The sequence below is a fragment of the Actinacidiphila yanglinensis genome, from assembly GCF_900107965.1.
In the GTDB taxonomy this organism is placed as follows: domain Bacteria; phylum Actinomycetota; class Actinomycetes; order Streptomycetales; family Streptomycetaceae; genus Actinacidiphila; species Actinacidiphila yanglinensis.
In genome coordinates this window covers 810890-829083 of the sequence record NZ_FNVU01000001.1, presented here as the reverse complement: position 1 = coordinate 829083, position 18194 = coordinate 810890, and the positions used below count along the sequence as shown (strand labels likewise).

Annotated in this window: 15 protein-coding genes; 4 read left to right on the top strand and 11 right to left on the bottom strand. The window is 73.6% G+C overall.

The window, feature by feature from the left end; genetic code table 11:
* Positions 1-7: 7 nt before the first annotated feature.
* The 6 genes from C4U44_RS03440 to C4U44_RS03415 all read right to left on the bottom strand — a co-directional run bounded on the left by C4U44_RS03440 (position 8) and on the right by C4U44_RS03415 (position 7894).
* Complete coding sequence (locus tag C4U44_RS03440; RefSeq protein WP_200823117.1) at positions 8-1312, bottom strand: hypothetical protein; 1305 nt, start codon at positions 1310-1312, stop codon at positions 8-10.
* Between the two features lie 69 nt (positions 1313-1381).
* Positions 1382-2548, bottom strand: coding sequence for a nucleotidyltransferase family protein (locus tag C4U44_RS03435; RefSeq protein WP_103884037.1), 1167 nt, complete (start codon positions 2546-2548; stop codon positions 1382-1384).
* 39 nt (positions 2549-2587) lie between these two features.
* Positions 2588-4387, bottom strand: a complete 1800-nt coding sequence (locus tag C4U44_RS03430; protein WP_103884036.1) for an ABC transporter ATP-binding protein — start codon at positions 4385-4387, stop codon at positions 2588-2590.
* Positions 4384-6057, bottom strand: coding sequence for an ABC transporter ATP-binding protein (locus C4U44_RS03425; protein WP_235031761.1), 1674 nt, complete (start codon positions 6055-6057; stop codon positions 4384-4386). The genes C4U44_RS03430 and C4U44_RS03425 overlap by 4 nt, the downstream gene beginning before the upstream one ends.
* Positions 6058-6198: 141 nt before the next feature.
* Positions 6199-7206 (bottom strand): methyltransferase, encoded by a 1008-nt coding sequence (locus C4U44_RS03420; RefSeq protein WP_103884034.1) that lies wholly within the window; start codon positions 7204-7206, stop codon positions 6199-6201.
* Positions 7207-7210: 4 nt separating this feature from the next.
* Entirely contained in the window at positions 7211-7894 is a 684-nt protein-coding gene (locus C4U44_RS03415; protein ID WP_200823116.1) for an LmbU family transcriptional regulator, read from the bottom strand.
* Positions 7895-8267: 373 nt separating this feature from the next.
* On the opposite strand from C4U44_RS03415, the gene C4U44_RS03410 reads away from it, so the two are divergent.
* A complete protein-coding gene (locus C4U44_RS03410) occupies positions 8268-8855 on the top strand; it encodes a hypothetical protein (protein ID WP_103884033.1) in 588 nt (195 codons plus the stop codon).
* A 43-nt stretch (positions 8856-8898) separates the two neighbouring features.
* Here the strand turns inward: C4U44_RS03410 and C4U44_RS03405 are convergent, their stop codons facing one another.
* The 5 genes from C4U44_RS03405 to C4U44_RS03385 form a co-directional block, all read right to left on the bottom strand.
* Positions 8899-10086 (bottom strand): MFS transporter, encoded by a 1188-nt coding sequence (locus C4U44_RS03405; protein WP_200823115.1) that lies wholly within the window; start codon positions 10084-10086, stop codon positions 8899-8901.
* A 124-nt stretch (positions 10087-10210) separates the two neighbouring features.
* Positions 10211-11677 (bottom strand): GMC family oxidoreductase, encoded by a 1467-nt coding sequence (locus C4U44_RS03400; protein WP_103884031.1) that lies wholly within the window; start codon positions 11675-11677, stop codon positions 10211-10213.
* Between the two features lie 52 nt (positions 11678-11729).
* Positions 11730-12809, bottom strand: a complete 1080-nt coding sequence (gene aroB / locus C4U44_RS03395; RefSeq protein WP_235031760.1) for a 3-dehydroquinate synthase — start codon at positions 12807-12809, stop codon at positions 11730-11732.
* A gap of 215 nt (positions 12810-13024) precedes the next feature.
* Positions 13025-14014, bottom strand: a complete 990-nt coding sequence (locus C4U44_RS03390) for a sugar phosphate isomerase/epimerase family protein (RefSeq protein WP_103884029.1) — start codon at positions 14012-14014, stop codon at positions 13025-13027.
* Positions 14011-14979: a BadF/BadG/BcrA/BcrD ATPase family protein gene (locus tag C4U44_RS03385; protein WP_103884028.1), complete on the bottom strand. Its 969-nt coding sequence runs from the start codon at positions 14977-14979 to the stop codon at positions 14011-14013. The genes C4U44_RS03390 and C4U44_RS03385 overlap by 4 nt, the downstream gene beginning before the upstream one ends.
* A 219-nt stretch (positions 14980-15198) precedes the next feature.
* Between C4U44_RS03385 and C4U44_RS03380 the strand changes: the two genes are divergently transcribed.
* The 3 genes from C4U44_RS03380 to C4U44_RS03370 are packed head-to-tail and all read left to right on the top strand — an operon-like array spanning position 15199 to position 18146.
* The gene (locus C4U44_RS03380; protein WP_103884027.1) at positions 15199-16116 is read left to right on the top strand and encodes an SDR family oxidoreductase; all 918 of its coding nucleotides are present in this window, start codon (positions 15199-15201) and stop codon (positions 16114-16116) included.
* The gene (locus tag C4U44_RS03375) at positions 16110-17390 is read left to right on the top strand and encodes a glycosyltransferase (RefSeq protein ID WP_103884026.1); all 1281 of its coding nucleotides are present in this window, start codon (positions 16110-16112) and stop codon (positions 17388-17390) included. Before C4U44_RS03380 ends, C4U44_RS03375 begins: the two co-directional genes overlap by 7 nt.
* A gap of 42 nt (positions 17391-17432) precedes the next feature.
* Positions 17433-18146 carry an HAD-IA family hydrolase gene (locus tag C4U44_RS03370; protein ID WP_200823114.1) on the top strand — a complete coding sequence of 238 codons (714 nt, stop codon included), beginning with the start codon at positions 17433-17435 and terminating at the stop codon, positions 18144-18146.
* Positions 18147-18194 lie beyond the last annotated feature (48 nt).

Below are 18194 nucleotides of genomic sequence, written 5' to 3'. Positions count from 1 at the left end.
GCCGGCCTCACCCCCGTCCCGGCAGCGGCACGCCCTCGTCGGCCAGCGCCTGCCAGGCCCTGGCCAGCAGCTTCGGCTCGACCGTGACGCGGCCCTCCTCGACGTGGAGTTCCAGCGCGCGCAGCGTCGCGTACAGGCGGCGCTCGGGCGTGGTGAGCAGTAACTCGGTCAGGTGGTAGAGCTGGTTGGTGTCCGCCGCGACCGTCGCGGCCTCGGGAAAGGCGTCGCTGATCAGGGCGGCCAGGGCCTGGGGGCCGTTGTCGACCAGGTACACCGTGATCGGGTCGGCGTAGAGGTACGCCACCGCCTCCGGCCAGTGGTCGATGTCGCGGACGTTCACGCAGCGGTGGGGGTCGTTGCCCTCCAGGATCCGGACCCGGCCGTCGTCGTCGATCAGGCAGGCGAGCCCGTCCAGATGGCGTACCTGCGGGCCGTTGTACGTCCGCGCGGGGACCTGGCGGCCGTTGCCGTCGACGAAGCGCTTGCCGAAGACGTCCGCCCGGGAGGCGGTGGGCAGGCCGATCGGCAGCCTGGACAGCTTCCGCTCGTTCATCCGCCCGTCGACGATCAGGTTCTTGTAGTAGACGAGGATGGTGCGCCCGTCCGGGAGGACGATCTCCTGCTGGTAGTCGCGCAGTTCGGTCAGGTGCCCGCCGAGCATGGCGCTGAGGTCCGCCATGGTGGAGTCGTTGTCGAGGAGGACCGAGCGGACGTAGCAGCCGACGTCCCGCATACCGGGGTCGCCGAGCACGCGGATCACGCGTGCGGCGGGCTCGACCCCGATGCGCTGGGCGTGGAACCAGTCGAGGCTGATGCGCACCGAGAAGTGCGCCCGCGCGAGGTCGGGGGACCTGCTGCGCCACGCCTCGACCAGCCGTTCCAGGCGCAGCCGGGTCTCGGCCGGGTCGGCGGCGAAGTGGGCGCTGGTGATGAGTTCGATCTCCTCCAGGCCCGGGGAGTCGATCTCGTTCACGAAGCGCTCGCAGAACTCCGGTTCCACCATCGGCTCGCCGCCGCCGGACAGCACCGCCTTCCACAGGCCCATGCTGTTCATCAGGCGCAGCACCGGTCCCGGGTCGCGGGCCACGCTGTACCTGGTCAGCCGGTCCAGCGACAGCGGCGAGGCGTAGTTGCAGTGCCCGCAGCCGACCGGGCACTCCGAGGACGGCCACACGTAGCAGGTGGAGGCGTGAGTGGGTCCGTGCTCGGAATACCGGGGTATCCCGTCGATGATCTCCTGGCGGACGAGGTCGAGTTCCGAGGTCTGCTGCGCGGACGAGTGGGTGGTCTGTTTGAACACTGAATCGGGCACGAGTTCTCCTCTTCCCGTTCCGTATCACGGTGTGCCGCGACGCCCGCGGACGGGAATCGGCGCGACGTGTCAGACGACCGAACGCGGTCCCGGCACCTTGCTCCGGCCGGCGACTTCCTCCACTCGGCGCGGATCGAAAAGGCGCTCGCTGAAACTCCGCTGCCAGGTGTACCGCACGCCGTCGAAACCGCCGTACTCGTCGAGATAGGCGATGTCGTCGGGCCGGAACCCCTCCAGGAGTTCATCGGACACTGCATCAGGATAGAGCAGCCGGGTGAAATGCAGTGAATAGAAGGCGCTCTTCTCGACACCGAACTTCGCGACCCGCTTCCGGAACGCCTCGGGGAAGCCGGCGGGCGCCTGCCGGAGCAGGTGGGCGAGGTCGAGGAAGTTTCGGACCAGCAGGTCCTTGCCGCTTTCGATGTAGTAGAACAGGGTGGCCCTGAGATGGATCTGGATGCAGGAGTCGAGTACCTGGTCCACCGGGTCCAGCATGCGGGAGGGCTCGCCGTACAGCACGGTGGGAACGCTGCGTTCGAGGAAGTCGTCGGCGTCGTCCTGAATTCCGAGCATCGGCTGGAAGAGGCTGAACATGCACGACAGGAGATACGACTCGACGAGGTCGCGATCGCCCACCCGTGCATAGGGCAGGGAGGTGTTGGTGAGATTCATCTTCCAGTACAGCTCGGTCTTCCGCGCGAACGGCACGATCGACGACCCGTTCGCGGACAGCTCGCCCATCCGGAATCCGAGATCGGTGGCGAGTTGCTGGAACCGGGGATAGTCCCGGCGGCGCATGAAGACGTCGATGTTCGAGATCCGGCGTGCCGCGCGGTCGTGGTAGACGTGCTCGCCGAGGACCGGGCCCTTGCGGATGAGGTAGTCGATGCCCACCTCGTCGAGGGCGCGCAGGACGACCGCGTACTCGTTGGCGAGGGCCTCGTTGCGGCGGCGGCTGCCGTTGTAGACGTCCGAGTAGAGCCATGCGAAGGGGATGATCTGCTTCCCCTCCTCGGTGTGGGTCAGGCGCAGCCGGGTGAGGTGGCGGGAGACGAGGGGCATCACCTGGTGCCGGGCCGCCTGCTCGACGAACTCCCCCCAGTGCAGGTGGCCGGCGGAGCCGGCGACGAGCCGGCGGACGTGCTGCTGGTCGGCCGCGGTCAGCCGCGGCTGGGACAGGGCGAGGATCAGCTCGTGTTCGGGCCGCACTGCGCGAAGTTCACTGCTCTTGGGCATCGCAACCTCATTCGGCTGGGTGTCAACGGACTGCGGGTGTCAGCGGAAGCCGCCTTCCGCGGGGGCCTGCTCGTCGAGGGGCCGCGCGAACTGCGCGGCGTGCAGCCGGGCGTAGGCACCGCCCGCGGCCAGCAGCTCGTCGTGGGTGCCCTGCTCGACGATGTCGCCGTCCACCATCATCAGGATCAGATCGGCCTCCCGGATGGTGGACAGCCGGTGGGCGATGACGAAACTGGTACGGCCCCGGCTCAGCCGTGCCATCGCCTGCTGCAGGAGCAGTTCGGTCCGGGTGTCGACGGAACTGGTCGCCTCGTCCAGGACGAGGATCAGCGGGTCGGCGACCATCGCCCGGGCGATGGTGAGGAGTTGCCGCTCGCCCGCGCTCACCCCGGAGCCCTCGTCGTCGATGACGGTGTCGTAGCCGTCGGAGAGGGTCCGGACGAAGTGGTCCACGTGCGCCGCGGCCGCCGCCGCCCTGATCTCCTCGTCGGTGGCGCCGGCCCGGCCGTAGCCGATGTTCTCCCGGATCGTGCCGCCGAAGAGCCAGGTGTCCTGGAGCACCATGCCGATCAGGGAGCGCAGCGCGTCGCGGTCCATGGTCCGGATGTCCACGCCGTCGACGGTGATCCGGCCCGCGTCGATGTCGTAGAACCGCATCAGCAGGTTGACCAGGGTGGTCTTGCCGGCGCCGGTCGGCCCGACGATGGCGACCAGCCGGCCGGGTTCGACGGTCAGCGTGAGGTTCCGGATCACCGGCCGGTCCGGCCGGTAGCGGAACGCGACCTGCTCGAAGCACACCCGGCCCCGGTCCGGCCGCGGCGCGGCGGCGCCCGGCGCGGTCGGCACCTCCTCCGGCGCGTCGAGGAACGCGAAGACCCGGTCGGCGGAGGCGACCCCTGACTGGACGAGGTTCGACAGCGCGGCGGCGGCCATCAGCGGCTGGGTGAACTGGCGCGAGTACTGCACGAACGCCTGGACCGCGCCGATCGACAGCGCGCCGGAGGCCAGTTGGAGCCCGCCGACGACGGCCACCACCACGTAGCTGACATTGCCGATGACCGTGGTGACCGGACCGATCGCGCCGGAGACGAGCTGCGCGCGGGCGGAGGAGTCGTAGAGCAGTTCGTTGTGCGCGTCGAACTCCGCGGCGCTCTCGTCGTGCCGGCCGAACGCCTTCACCAGGGCGAAGCCGGTGTACGCCTCCTCGATGTGGGAGTTGAGCTCGCCGGTGGTCTTCCACTGCTGGTCGAACTGCGGCTGGGCGCGCCGCCCGATCAGGCGGGTGGTGTACATCGACAGCGGCACCGCCACCACCGCCACCAGGGCGAGCAGTGGCGAGATCCAGAACATCGCGCCGAGCACGCCCACCAGCAGGAGGACGGAGTTGGTGATCTGGCTGAGCGTCTGCTGCATGCTCTGCGCGATGTTGTCGATGTCGTTGGTGGTCCGGCTCAGCACCTCGCCGCGCGGCTGCTGGTCGACGTACGACAGCGGCAGCCGGGTCAGCTTGTCCTCCACGCTCGCGCGCAGCGCGTACACCGCGCGCTGGACGATCCTGGTGGTGAAGCGGCCCTGCAGGGCCCACAGCAGTCCGGAGCCCGCGTAGGCGCCGGCCGCGGCGAGCAGGGGCAGGACCACCCCGTGGACGCTCAGCCCCGACGACGTGGCGCGGGCGTGGAAGACGTGGTCGGTGGCGCGGCCGAGCAGCCAGGGGCCGCTCACGTTCAGGGCGATGCTGCCGACGCCGAGGACGGCGACCCCGGACAGCCGCCGATACGGCCTGATCAGGCCGAGCAGCCGCAGCGAGGTGCGCCGGAAGCCGGGCGGAGCGGTGGTCATCGCCGGGCCCCTTCCACTCCCTGGGAGCGCGCGATCTCGCGGTAGACCGGGCTGTCCCGCAGCAGCGCGTCGTGGGTGCCGACGCCCGCGACCGCGCCCTCGTCGAGGACCACGATCCGGTCGGCGCGGGCGATGGTGCTCACCCGCTGCGCGACGACGATGACGGTGGCGTCGGCGGTCCGGGCGGTGAGGGCGTGCCGCAGCGCCGCGTCCGTGGCGTGGTCCAGCGCCGAGAAGGAGTCGTCGAAGAGGTAGATCCGCGGCCGGTGGACGAGCACCCGGGCGATCGCCAGCCGCTGCCGCTGGCCACCGGACAGGTTGCGGCCGCCCTGCGGGACCACCGCGCCGAGCCCGCCGTCCATGCGCTCCACGAAGTCCCGTGCCTGCGCCGTCTCCAGGGCCTGCCACAGTTCCTCGTCGGTCGCGTCCGGGCGGCCGTAGCGCAGGTTGGAGGCCACTGTCCCGGAGAACAGGTACGGCTGCTGCGGCACGAGGCCCACCGCGGCGGAGAGCGCGGCCGGGTCGAGCGACCTCACGTCCACGCCCCCGACCAGGACCCGGCCCCGGGTGGGGTCGAAGAGCCGGCAGGCCAGACCGATCAGGGTGCTCTTCCCGCTGCCGGTCGAGCCGACGATCCCGGTGGTGGTGCCCGGGCCGGCGACGAAGCCGACACCGCGCAGGATGTCCTTCTCCGCGCCGGGCGAGCGGAAGTGCACGTCGCTGAACTCCACGTGCCCGGGCACCGCGAACTCCCCGACCGGAGCCGTCGGCGGGGCGACGCTCGGCTCGGTGCGCAGCACCTCCTCGACGCGCGCCGCGCACACCTCGGCCCGGGGCAGGCCCATGATGACGAAGACCGCCGAGAGCAGCGCCGTCTGGACCATGACGAGGTAGACGAGGAAGGCGGTCAGCGCGCCGACCGGGGTGTCCCCGTGCTGGACCCGGTACCCGCCGATCCCCACCGCGAGGGCGCCGAAGACGTTCACCGCGTTGACCACCAGCGGCAGCATCAGCGTGGTGACGCGGCCGAGCGACTCGGAGACGTCGGCGAGTTGGCCGCTCGCCGTCCCGAAGCGCCCGCGTTCGTACGCCTGCCGGCCGAAGGCGCGGGTGACGCGGATGCCGGCGATCTGCTCCCTGACCACCCGGTTGACGGTGTCGACCCGGGTCTGCAGGGTCCGGGACAGCGGCCGCATCCGCCGGATCAGCAGGGCCACCAGCACGCCGATCACCGGGATCAGCACGACCATCAGCAGGGACAGGACGACGTCCTGGGCGAGCGCGAGGACGACACCGCCGACCGCCATGACGGGCGCGGTCACCACGAGGGTGAGCAGCGACAGGAACAGCATCTGGATCTGCTGTACGTCGTTGGAGGTACGGGTGATCAGCGAGGGGATGCCGAAGGACTCCATCTCCCGGGCGGAGAAGCGCTGCACCGTCCGGAAGACCGCCTTGCGGATGTCCCGTCCGACGGCCATCGCGGTCCGCGCGCTCAACCGCACCGCGGCGATCGTGGCCGCGCCCTGCACCGCGGCGACCAGGATCATCACCCCGCCGAGCCGGCGGATCAGCCCGGTGTCGTCGTCGGCCATGCCCTGGTCGATGATGTCGGCGCTCAGCCGCGGCAGGTAGAGCAGGGCGACCGTCTGGACGACCTGGAGCAGCACGACGACGCCGACGGCCCGGGCGTGCGGCCTCCCGTACGTCCTCAGCTGCCGCAGCAGCGCTCCGCTGCCGGCTCTCGAGTCGACGCTGGTCAGAACCTTCTCCTTTGCGACGTCGCTGGTGGTGGCGGGCTCGGGTCCCGGTCAGGCCGCCGCGGCGGGGTGGCCGACCATCAGGAGTTCCAACTCGCCGACGGGCGCGTGCCGCACCAGCTCGGCGCCGGCCCGCGCGAAAAGGCGCCGGTAGTCGGCGAGTGAGCGGTGCCGGCCGCCGGAGAAGACCATCAGCTGCAGGTCCTTGAGCAGCGTGTCCAGCGCCGCCCCGGCCGGTTCGATCACCTCGTCGACCACGATCACCCGGCCGTACCGCTCCAGGCACCGGCGCAGCAGCGCGACGCAGGCGTCGTCGTCCCAGCTGTGCAGGACCGCCGAGAGCAGGCAGACGTCACCGCCGGCCGGCAGGTCCCGGCGGAAGTCCCCGGCCACGACCTCGCAGCGGTCGGCGACGCCGAACTCCGCCAGCAGGTCGGCCGCGCCACTGACCGCGTAGGGCAGGTCCATCAGGATCCCGCCGAGGTGCGCGTGGCGGCCGAGCACCTCCGCCAGGACCGCCCCGCGGCCGCCGCCGGCGTCGACCAGGCAGGTCGCCGAGGAGAAGTCGTACGCCTCGGCGATCTCCTTCCCGCGGCGCTTTGCCTCGTCGGTGACCCGGTTCATCATGGTGTCGCCGGTGCCGGGGGTGCGGTCGAAGAACTCGAAGGAGTTCGATCCGTGTGCGGCTTCGAAGGCCGGAACTCCGGTGGTGACGGACTCCAGGAGGCTGCCCCAGGCGTCCCAGTGCCACGGTTCGCCCACCAGCGAGGCCCGTAGCCACTGCGAGCTGTCGGCGTCCCGGCACAGCAGCCGGCCGCGCCGGGTCAACGCGAAGCTGCCGTCGGCGAGTTCCTCGGTGATCCCCATGGCCCGGCCGGCCCGCAGCATCCTGAGCAGCGAGTCCGCGTGGCAGCCGGTCCGCTCGGCGACGTCCGCCGCCGGCGCCGGCCCCGCGGCCAGCGCGTCCGCGACTCCCAGCCGGGCGAGGACGTACAGCACCTGGCTGAGCCGGTAGCCCAGGATCATCGCCTTGAGCGCGCCGCCGTCGGATTCCGTCACGGCGTCAGATCCGTTCTGCGGGCTGCTCGCCGGAAGGGAGCCGCGGTGCTTCCCGTGCTGCGCATACGACACCGTCCAGTACCTCCACGATCCAGTCCTGAAGTTCCGCGTGGTCGAGTTGCGCCGCCCGTTCCCAGCGCAGGTACCGCTCCCGGCTGAGATCGAGTTGCAGGCTGATGCCGGCGTCCTGCTCCTCGCCGCCCGACGTCTCGGCGCTGGCCCGCAGTTGCCTGCGCAGCTCGTTCCTGGACCATTTGAGCCGGACGGCGAAATCCAGCCAGTGGTCCTGCTCGGCCGGCCGCAGCTTGGTCACTTCCATGTGGTGCTGGAACGTCAGGGTGTCTCGCCGGCGAGACGGCGGGAACGCCCGTGCGACCCACGCGTAGTTGCGCAGCGTCTGGTAGTCCAGCGAGGTTCCCGCTATCGCCCGCTTGTAGCGGTCGGGGTACTTCTCGCACCCGAAGACCAGCCAGTCCCCGACCCACCAGCAGGACGCGTCGGAGACGGCGAGTAATCGGTCTCCGATCCGGCACCAGTCGTTCAGTGTCAGGTCGTCCGGCAGGGAGAGTCCTGTCCTCTCCACGGCCGCCCGCGGGTCGATGTCCCCGCAGTATCCGCAGGTGTCCGGACCGGACCGCTCGTCGGGTCCGGCTGCGCGAGGTAGCCGCGCTGTTCTCGTCGCCGGCATGGGTCCCTCCTCCGTCGTGAGCGCTCACCAGGAGTGCACGACGGAAGCGGCATCGGTCGCCGTGTACGGTCCCATCCCCCGCGCAGACCAGCTCTCGTTCTTGGGATTGTGCCATCCAATGGATCGGATTTTGCAGCAGGATGTTCACTTGGCCGCAATCAAAGGGGCGAGTGGGGCAGGCGGGGCGACAGAAAATCCGTTCATGGCGGATGACGTCAGTGTTTTTCATCGTTTCTCAGCGGTTTCCGCCCTTTCCCGACGTGACCCCGGTGCTCGGCCCGCACGCACACCCCGCACACCCGCAGCCGGCACTCACCCGCACCACGGCACGCACCCCGCACCTGACCCCGCACCCGATCGGAGGCACCGCAGAATGATCCGTCCCGGATCCCCCTCCGCCGGCGCCGGCTCTGCCCCGCACCGGCAACCGCCGCGCCTCATCGATCAGTTCGCCGCGCTGCTACCGCCCGGCGCGGAGTGCGCGCTGGCCCAGGTGGTCGGAAGCGGAGCGGCCGCCGAGCTCCTCGACGCCGGATCCTTCGACACGGCGGAGACGTGCTACGAGCGCGTCACCGGATCGCCCCCGCGGCTCACGGTGGAACGCATCCACCCCACCCGGCACGGCCACGGCAGGGCCGTGTTCTCCGGTGTCTGGTGTCCCCGCCTCGATCCCGCCGCGGACACGGACTCCGCGCTGCGGAACTTCGCCGACCTGCTCGTGCCGCACGGCGCGCTGTGTCTGGGAGTTCCCCTTCCGTCCGTGGAGCCGTCAGAGACGGAAGCGGAACTCGCGGCCCGCCTCGGCGGCGCGCTTCGCGACGCCCGGTTCCACGCCTTCTCCCTCACCGTCCAGCGGGCGGCGGAAGGGGACGCCGGCTTGGTGCGCGCGCTCGCGATCAGGAAGGGGCGCTGCTGCGCCGACGGTTGGCAGGTCAGCTACGACCGGCACGCCCTGTCCTGAGCGGCGTCCCATCCTGTCCCGAGGGGTGCGGTGTCCTGAGCGGTCACCGCGCTTCGGCGGACTCCGCGGCCGCGGGCATCCGCGGGACGACGGGGTCCTCGCGCCGTCGGGCGGCGGCCGCGGCGAGGGCCGTCGGCGCGATCAGCGTCGCGATCACCCCGACGGTGCCGACGGCGAACGGCAGGCTGGACAGCGACGCGATGCCGCCGATCATGGGCGGACCGAGGAGGAAGCCCGAGTACGCCACGGTCGTCACGAAGCTGATCTCCCCCTCGCCGCCGGTGCCGTCGCCGCGCCGGCCGGCCGCACCGGCGAGGTCGAGCACGACGGGGAAGGCGAACGCGACGCCGGCGCCCGCCAGGACGTACCCGGCGAAGGTGACCTGCGCGACGGGCACGCTCGCCGCCGCGAGCAGGCCGATCCCGGTGACCACCGCACCGGCGACCAGGACCCGCACGGCGCCGAGGCGTTCGATCTGCTCGCCGAAGAGCCTGACCAGCCCCATGGCGAGGCAGAAGACGGAGAACATGATCGCGCCGACCGCGGGGGTCATGCCCCGCTCCCGGACCGCGAACAGCGAGGACCAGTCGTAGCTGGAACCCTCCACCACGGCGGAGAGCAGCGCGACCGCGCCCAGCAGCCACAGCACCGGGCGGCGCAGCATGCCGCGCCGCAGTCCGCCCCGCGGTCCCGCGCCGGTACCGGGCGGTTCCCGCGGCACGAACCGGATCACCGCCAGGGTGACGGCCAGCGCGGTCGCCGCGGCCGTACCGAAGTACGGCAGCAGGGCGAGGTGGTGGCCGGCGGCGAACGCGGCGCCCACCGAGCCGGCCAGCGCGCCGAAGCTGAACCCGGCATGGAAGACCGGCATGATCGGCCGCCGCACCCGGCGGACGACGGTCACGGCGGCGATGTTCATCGACACGTCGAACAGGCCGAAGGACGCACCGAGCAGCACGAGCAGCAGCCCGAGTTGCAGCGGGGTCGTCACCAGTGCGAGCACCGGCAGGACGCAGGCGGCGAGCAGCACCGCCGCGCACACCATCACCGGTGCGCCGAAGCGGGCGCACAGCCGGCCGGCGAGCGAGGCGGCCGCGGCCAGACCGATGTTGGAGCCCAGCAGCACCAGGCCGAGCACGCCGGGGCTCGCGCCGATCCGCTCGGCGAGCGTGGGCATCCGCGGCGCCCACGAACCGGCGACGACCCCGTTGAGGACGAACACGACGAACACGGAAATCCGCTCCGAGCGCACTGGGCAGACCCTTCTCCTCGTCACTGCGGACCGCCGGCGGCGTGGCACCCGGTCGGCCGCCGCCGGTGCGCGGTCCCCGGCCCGGCGGGCGGGGACCACGGCCTCACCGGACCGACCCCGCCACCCGGGCGGCGACCGCGACGGCGGTCAGGTGGGTGTTGGCGCGCGGGATCACCGGCATCAACGACGCGTCGCCGACGTAGACATTGGACAGGCCGTGCACGCGCCCGTCGGCTCCGGCCACGGCCGCCGGGTCGCCCGCCGGCCCCATCGCACAGGTGCCGACCGGGTGCCAGTACCCGCCCGCCGCCTCGACGAACGCCGCACGGCGCGCCGGTGACCAGGCGTCGAGCGCGGCCAGCTTGCGCACCGGTGCGGTCGCCGCCAGCTCGTGGGCCAGTTCGACGCCGTCCAGGGCCACTTGGCGGTCGTGGCCGTCCGGGTCGGAGAGATAGCGGTGGTCGATCAGCGGCTCGGCCAGCGGATCGAGCGACCGGGCCCGGACCACGCCGCGGGATCGGGGCGCGAGCACGAACACGTAGAGGGCGACCGCAGTCGGGCCGGCGTAGCGGCCGCGCGCGTCCTCCTCCGGTCCCGCGGTCGGCACGATGTGCAGGTCCCAGTGGTCGTCGGCGGCCAGCCCGGACCTGGCCTTGACCAGGCTCTGCGGCACGTACACCCCGTGGCCGGGGAGGACCAGCGCGTCGGTCGGGTCCAGCAGCAGGTGGGCCTTGGGGTGGTCGATCAGGTTCTCCCCCACCCCCGCCAGCGGCAGCACCACCGGCGCGCCCAGCTCCCGCAGCAGCGGCTCGGGGCCGATGCCGCTGCGCATCAGCAGCGGCGGGTTGCCGTAGGTGCCGGAGGCGAGTACCACCGTGCCCGCCGTCACCGTCTCCGGCCGCCCGGCCCGCAGGATCTCCACTCCGGTGGCGCGCTCGCCGCGGGTCGGGATCCGGACGGCCTGCGCGTCGGCCACCACCCGCAGGTTCGGCCGGCCGCGGGCGGGGTCGAGGTAGGCGAACGCCGCGTTCCAGCGGGTGTGGCCGACCGCGTTGAGCGGCACCCAGCCGGCACCCTCCCTCGCGTCGGGGCCGTTGACGTCGCCCAGGCGCGGCAGGCCCAGCTCCTCCGCCCCGGCCAGCACCGCGCGGTGCCAGGCGCCGCGGTCGGACTCCGGCACGCCGCGCACCCGCAACTCGCGCAGCGCGTCCGCCAGGTGGGGCGCGAGCGCGGCGTGGTTCCAGGCGCCGCCGGAGTACGGTCCCCAGGCGTCGTAGTCGGCCGGCGCGCCGATCGTGACCCAGCAGGCGTTGCTCACCGAGGAGCCGCCGATCACCCGCGCCCGCGAGTGGTGCGGCGGCCCGTCCGGGTCCCAGTCGTGGCTGCGGGCGGGGAACCGGCAGTCCAGCAGGTCGGCCGGCCAGCGCCCCTCCTGGCGGGGCCCGTAGTCCGGGCCCGCCTCCAGCAGCAGCACCGAGCGACTCCCGTCCGCGCTCAGCCGGTTGGCCAGCACGCAGCCGGCGGCGCCGCCGCCGACCACCACGACGTCGGCTCGCAGTTGGTGTGCCATCGTCCCTCCATCCCCCTCGCGTCCGGCCGGCGGTCGCCGCCGGCTGCCGGTCTCAGGCCGTGATCGCGGTGCGGACCTCCGCGTCGCCGACGTCGTCGACGATCACCGTCTCGCCCAGCGCGACCGGCAGCACGAAGCGCAGCCCGCCGTCGCGGATCTTGCGGATCTGCCGCAACGCGGCCACGGTGGCCGCCGGGTCCAGCGGGGCGGGCAGGTCGCCGATGACGACCGGCAGCCCGACCGCCGCGAGCAGGCCGGTCAGCCGCGCCGAGGTCCTCGGGTCCAGCAGGCCGCGCCGCTCGGCGATCCGCGCCGCGCACGCCATGCCGAACGCGACCGCCTCGCCGTGCGCGATCGGCCGGTAGCCGGTGACCGTCTCCACCGCGTGGCCGACGGTGTGCCCGAAGTTCAGCGCCCGCCGCAGGTCCTGCTCGTACGGGTCCCTGGCGATCAGGTCGCACTTGACCGCCGTCGCGCCGTGCACCAGCCGGCTCGTGGTCGTCGGGTCCGCGGCGAGGACGTCGCCGTGGTGCCGCTCGACGAACGCGAACAGGTCCGGCGAGGCGATCACCCCCTTCTTGATCACCTCGGCGAGCCCGGAGCGCAACTGGCGCCGTTCGAGGGTGCGCAGGTAGCCGACGTTGGAGACGACCGCCTTCGGCTGGTAGAAGGCGCCGACGAGGTTCTTCGCGCTGGGGTGGTCGACCGCCACCTTCCCGCCGAGCGCCGCGTCCACGTGGGCGAGCAGGGTGGTGGGCACGTTGATGTACGGCACCCCGCGCATATAGGCGCTGGCCACCCAGCCGACGGTGTCGATGACCACCCCGCCGCCGACCGCCAGCACCACGTCCCGCCGAGCCAGCGCGGTGCCGGCCAGCCAGTCCAGCAGCCTGGAGGCGGTCGTCAGGCTCTTGCTGGCCTCGCCCGGCGGGAAGGCGGTCATGGTGACGTCGAGGCCGGTCCCGGCGAGCGCGTCGGCCAGCCGGCGGGCGTGCAGCCCCGCCACGGTGTGGTCGCTGATCAGGGCCACCCGCCGGCCGTCGATCTCGGTGCGGAGCCGGTCGATCGCGCCCCGTTCGTGCCGGTGGACGGACACCGTGTACCGGTCGTGCCGGTCGGCGCTGGCGGTCACGTCGCCCTCCCCCGGGCGCGGCAGCGGGAGCCGGTCGCGTAATCGGACCGGCGGCGCCGGCGCGGCCGCCGGTGCGGCGGCCAGGGATTCCCGGCCCCGGGAGTGCGGGCCGGCGGGTTCCGCGTCCGGCCGGTACGGAGTAGCAGAAGTCAGTTCCATCGCATGTCCCCTGGTGGGCGGGTATGGACGTGGGCAAGGAGCGGGGCGGCGCGGGATCACCAGGTGCGGCCCTGCGGGGGGCCGGCCGGCAGGAGCGCGCGCAGCGCCGCCACGGAGGTGGCGACGCCCTGTCCGGTCGGCAGCAGCGCGTCTTCGTGTTCGACGTAGACCACTCCCCGGTAGGCGTCGTCCAGGAGAGCCGAGACCGTGGCGGGCCAGGGCAGTTCACCGCAGCCGAGTGCCCGGAACCGGATCGGCGGCCCCGGCCCGTACCGCGACCAGCCCGCGCCGGGCGGGTCCTCCGGCAGGCGCCAGCGCTGCAGGTCCTTCGCGTGCACGGCCGCGAGCCGGTCTCCCCAGCCCCGCGCGACGAGCACCGGGTCGTGCCCGACCGCGGCCAGGTTGGCGACGTCGAGGCAGAGCCCGACCTCCGGCGCCTCGGCCAGCAACGCCCGCGCGCTGGACGGGTCGTAGACCACCTGCTTGGGGTGCGGCTCCACCACGACCCGCACGCCGCACTCGCGGGCGAGCGCGAGTGCGGGGGCGGCGGCCTCCAGCCAGGCGGCCACGTTGTCCTGCCAGGAGACCTCGCTGCCCCACCAGGACAGCCACCGGCCCAGGTCCGGCACGCCGAGCATCAGCCGGGCCTGCGGCGCCCCGACACCCGCCGCCAGCGCGACCGTGGCGAGCGCGGCGCGCTGCCCGTGGGCGCGCTTCTCCGCGGGCGTCCCGGACCGTACGGGATCGGTGTGCGGCCCGTACGGACCCAGCGCGAGCTGGGTGTCCCGGCTGTTGCTCACGCAGCCGACCCGGACCCCGGCCGCGCCCAGCACCGCGGCCAGTTCGGCGTGGTGGTCCGCGTCGGCGGACCGGTCGGCGTCCACCAGCCCGAAGCAGCGGTCCGCCGGCAGGTCCACGACGCCGACGCCCAGCCCGGCCGCGGTCGCCGCCGCCCCGGCCAGGCCCAGCGGGGACAGCGCCGCCAGGCACAGGCCGATACGTACCGGCGGCTCGGACGCGGCCGGTTCACCGATGTGCACGCTCACCTGCCACCACCCAGTCGTCGGGGCCAGGCCCAGCGGCCGGCCAGGAAGTCGGGGAACCGCCCGCGATAGGTGCGGGCCGCCGAGAGCACCGTCCGGGTGGGGTCGTCGACCACCGCGGGAAAGGCGGCCGCGCCCAGTTCCGCGCTGATCCGGCGGGCCAGCTCGGCGCCGAACTCCGCGCAGCCGCGCGGCACTCCGCCGGACAGCACGGCCGACCACGTCCCGCCGGCGAGACCGGCCCGGTCCCTCGCCGCACGGGCGCCGGCCACGAGTTCGCCGATCGCCCGGCCGATCACCTCGGCGGCCACCGGATCGCCGTCGAGCCAGCACCGGCACACCTCCGGGGCCAGCGCGGCGACCGCCGCCTTCGGGAACGACCGCGCCGCCAGCGCCCTGGAAAGCTCGGCGACCGTGCCGCCGGACACGCCGTGCCGCCCGGTCAGCGCCTCGGCGAGGAGCGTCGGCCGGCCCCGCCCGTCCGCACCGCGCACCGCGGCCCGCAGGCCGGTCAACCCGATGTCGAACGCGCTGCCCTCGTCACTGCCGAGGTACTCGCAGCCGCCGACGGACACCGGCGCGGCCGCGCCGTCACCGGCCAGGAAGCCGGACCCGGTGCCGCACACCACCGCGACGCCGCGCCCCCGCAGGGGACGCGCGGCCAGCAGCGGCACGATGTCCCGCGAGATGACGAGGGTGCCGGCGAGCCCGGCCGCCGTGGCGGCCCCGGCCAGCCGGGACAGCTCCGGCTCGGGGGCGCCGGCGTCGACCGTCGCGGTCGCCAGCCAGCCGAACGCCGGCCGGGGGCCGAGGCGTTCCGCCAGTTCGGAGAAGAGCGAGGCCAGTTGCTCCTCGGCTGCCGCCGGACCGACCGAGGCCGGGTTGACCGAGCCGCACCTCCACCGCTCGCCGCCGTCGATCATGACCGTGGTACCGCTGCCGCCGGCGTCGACCGCCCAGCACTCCACTCGCGGACACCTCCCGTCGTCGGTCGAGCAGGATGGGCGAACCCGGCGCACGCTACCGGCCGGCGGTCACTCGTACGTGTTCCGGCGGGGGTTGACTCCGGCGCGGTTTCCCGGTCCGCCGCACCGCCTTTCCCCGGCGGGCTCCGGCTAGGGTGGCAAACAGCTGCGTACCGTCACACCACGTCACGACGTCACCACGCTTCGCCGGGGAGGGCACCGATGGGCGACCGTTCACGGGTACTGGTGGTGGGCGCGGGCTATCTCGCCGCGCACATCGGCCGCCGGCTGCGGGCCGACGGCCATGACCCGACGCTGAGTTCACGCCGCCCGCCGGTGACCCCGGAGTCGCAGGGCCTGCACTGGGCACCGGTCGACATCGGTGACCCGGCGCGGGTGCGCGCGCTGGTCGACGAGGTCGAGCCGGACGCGGCGGTCGTGGTGCACGGCCCCTCCGACGTCACCTGGTGCGAGGCCCACCCCGAGCGGGCCGCCGCCGCGCACGCCGGCGGCGCCGCCCACCTCGCCGCCGCGCTCGGCGGCCGGCGGGTGCTGCTTGTCTCCACCGACAACGTGTTCGGCGGCCGCAAGGACAGCAAGGACAGCAACGGCGAGTCGGAGCCCCCGGACCCGGCCAACGCCTACGGCCGCGCGAAGCTGGCCGCGGAGAAGGAACTGGACGCCACCGGAGCTGCGTTGACGCTGCGGGTGAGCCTGGTCTTCGGATGGGACCCGGCCGGCCTACGCCCGAACTTCTTCACCACCAGCCTCCAGCACCTGCGGGCCGGCCGGCCCGTTCCGGTGCCGGACGACCACTGGAACACCCCGGTACTGGTCGACGACGTCGCGGCGTGGTCCGCGGCGCTCCTGGACTCCCCGCACACCGGAGTGCTGCACCTCGGCGGCCCCCGCCGGCTCAGCCGGGCGGCCTGGGCGCGCCATCTGGCCGAGGCGTGCGGCGCCGACCCCACGCTGGTGCGTCCCGTGCCCCGCACCGAGGGCGCCTACGCCTGCCGCCCGCGCAACGCCTGCCTGCACAGCGAACGAGCCGAGCACATCAAGGAGTTGGACGGCCTGGCCGCCGCGGACGTACTGGCCGCCGGCGAGCACCTGCTCAGCAGCGGAGGCACGGCGTGGTGACGGCGACCCTCACACCGGTCTGGGAGATCGACCCGGGCAGCGGGAAACCGCTGGTCGTCCACGTCAACGCGACGGCGACCGGCGGCGGGGTCTCCGAGCTCCTGCGCGGCCTGCTGCGCCACCAGCCCGCGGGCTGGGCGGTGATCGGCGGGAACGCCGATTTCTACGCGGTGACGAAGTACCTCCACAACCTGCTGCACGGACAGGCCGACCCTGCGCGGCTCGCCGACCCGGCGATGGTGCGGACCTACCGCGCGACGCTCGCGCCGCAGGGCGAGTGGTTCGCCCGTCGGCTGTCGGCGGGCGATGTGGTGGTCCTGCACGACCCGCAGACGCTCGGACTCGCCCCGGCGGTCAAGGCCGCGGGCGCGCGGGTGGTCTGGCACTGCCACATCGGGGCCGAGATCGCGCCCGAGCGCGGGCCCGGCGCGGTGTGGCGGGCGTTCGCGCCCGAACTCGCCGCGGTGGACGCCGTCGTGACCACGATGCCCGGGTTCGCCCCGCCCGGCGCCCGCGAACTGTTCGTCGTCCCGCCCGCGGTCGACCCGGCGGCCACGAAGAACCGCGAGCTCACCGCGGACGAGGTGGCCGCGGTGCTCGCCGGGATCGGCCTCACCACCGGCCTCACCACCGGCCGCGCCTCGGCCGGCGTGACGGTCCGGCAGGACGCGCCACTGCCCGCCGGCGCGCGCGTCGTGCTCCAGGTGTCACGCTGGGACCCGCTCAAGGACATGCCCGGGGTGGTGCGTTGCGTGGTCGGCCTGCCCAAGGACGTGCACGTCGTACTCGCGGGCACCGAGCCGGCGGAGATCCCCGACGACCCCGAGGGGCTCGCCGTCCTCGCCGAGGTGGACGCGGTCCTCGGCGGGCTGCCGGACGAGGACCGCGCGCGGGTGCACCTGGTGAACATCTCGCTCACGGACCCGGAACGCAACGCGCTCGTGGTGAACGCCCTGCAACGCAGGGCCGACGTGGTCCTCCAGAAGAGCCTGCAGGAGGGCTTCGGGCTCACCGTGACCGAGGCGATGATCAAGGGCCGCCCGGTGGTCGCCGCCGACGTGGGCGGTCTGCGGCTCCAGGTCACGGACGGTCACAACGGCCTGCTCGTCGACCCGGCCGACCTCGCGGGCGTGCGGGCCGCGATCACCCGGCTGCTCGACGACCCGGTGCTGTGCCGGGAGTTGGGTGATCGTGCCAGGGCCGGGGCGCTGGAGCGCTACACGATGCGGCGGTTCGCCGCGGACTACCTGAAGGTGATCCACCGGACACCGTGACGGTCGCCGTGCGGATCTCCGGCCACTGCTTGGGGGATGAAGATGACCGCGATCTCCGCGCCGACCACCGTCGCCGTCGCGGCGGTGCTGTTCGACATGGACGGCACCCTCGTCGACTCGACCGCGGTCGTCGAACGCACCTGGCGCGCGTTCGCCGACCGGCACCACCTGGACGCCGAACGGATCCTCGCGGTCTCGCACGGGCGCCGCACCGAGGAGACGGTGGCGGCCTTCGCACCGCCCGGCGTCGACACCGGCGCCGAGGCACGGCGCCTGGTGGCGCGGGAGGTCGTCGACACCGAGGGGATCGTCGCGGTGCCCGGCGCGGCCGAGTTGCTGGCCTCGCTGCCGGAGGACCGCTGGGCGCTGGTGACCTCCGCCGGGCGGGACCTCACGGCGGCGAGGATGGGCGCGGCCGGGTTGCCGATGCCGCCCGTCGTGGTCTGCGCCGACGACGTGTCCGCCGGGAAGCCGCACCCGGAGGGCTATCTGACGGCCGCGGCACGGCTCGGCACCGCGGCCGGCCGGACGCTCGTCTTCGAGGACGCCGAGGCGGGCCTGCTCGCCGCGCGGGCGTCCGGCGCCCGCACCGTGGTGGTCGGTCCGTACGCCGCGGCCGCCGCGGCAGGGCTCGACCGCGTCGCCGATCTGCGGTGCGTCCGGGCCGGACACGCGGCCGGCCGGCTCGTCCTGTCGTACCCCGCCTCCGCCGTTCCCCCCGGCGGGCCCGGCGCAGGACCCGCCCCGGGGGCCTGAACTCACCACGCTGCCGGGCTTCGTGGGCCCGACGGCGGCCGGCCGGGC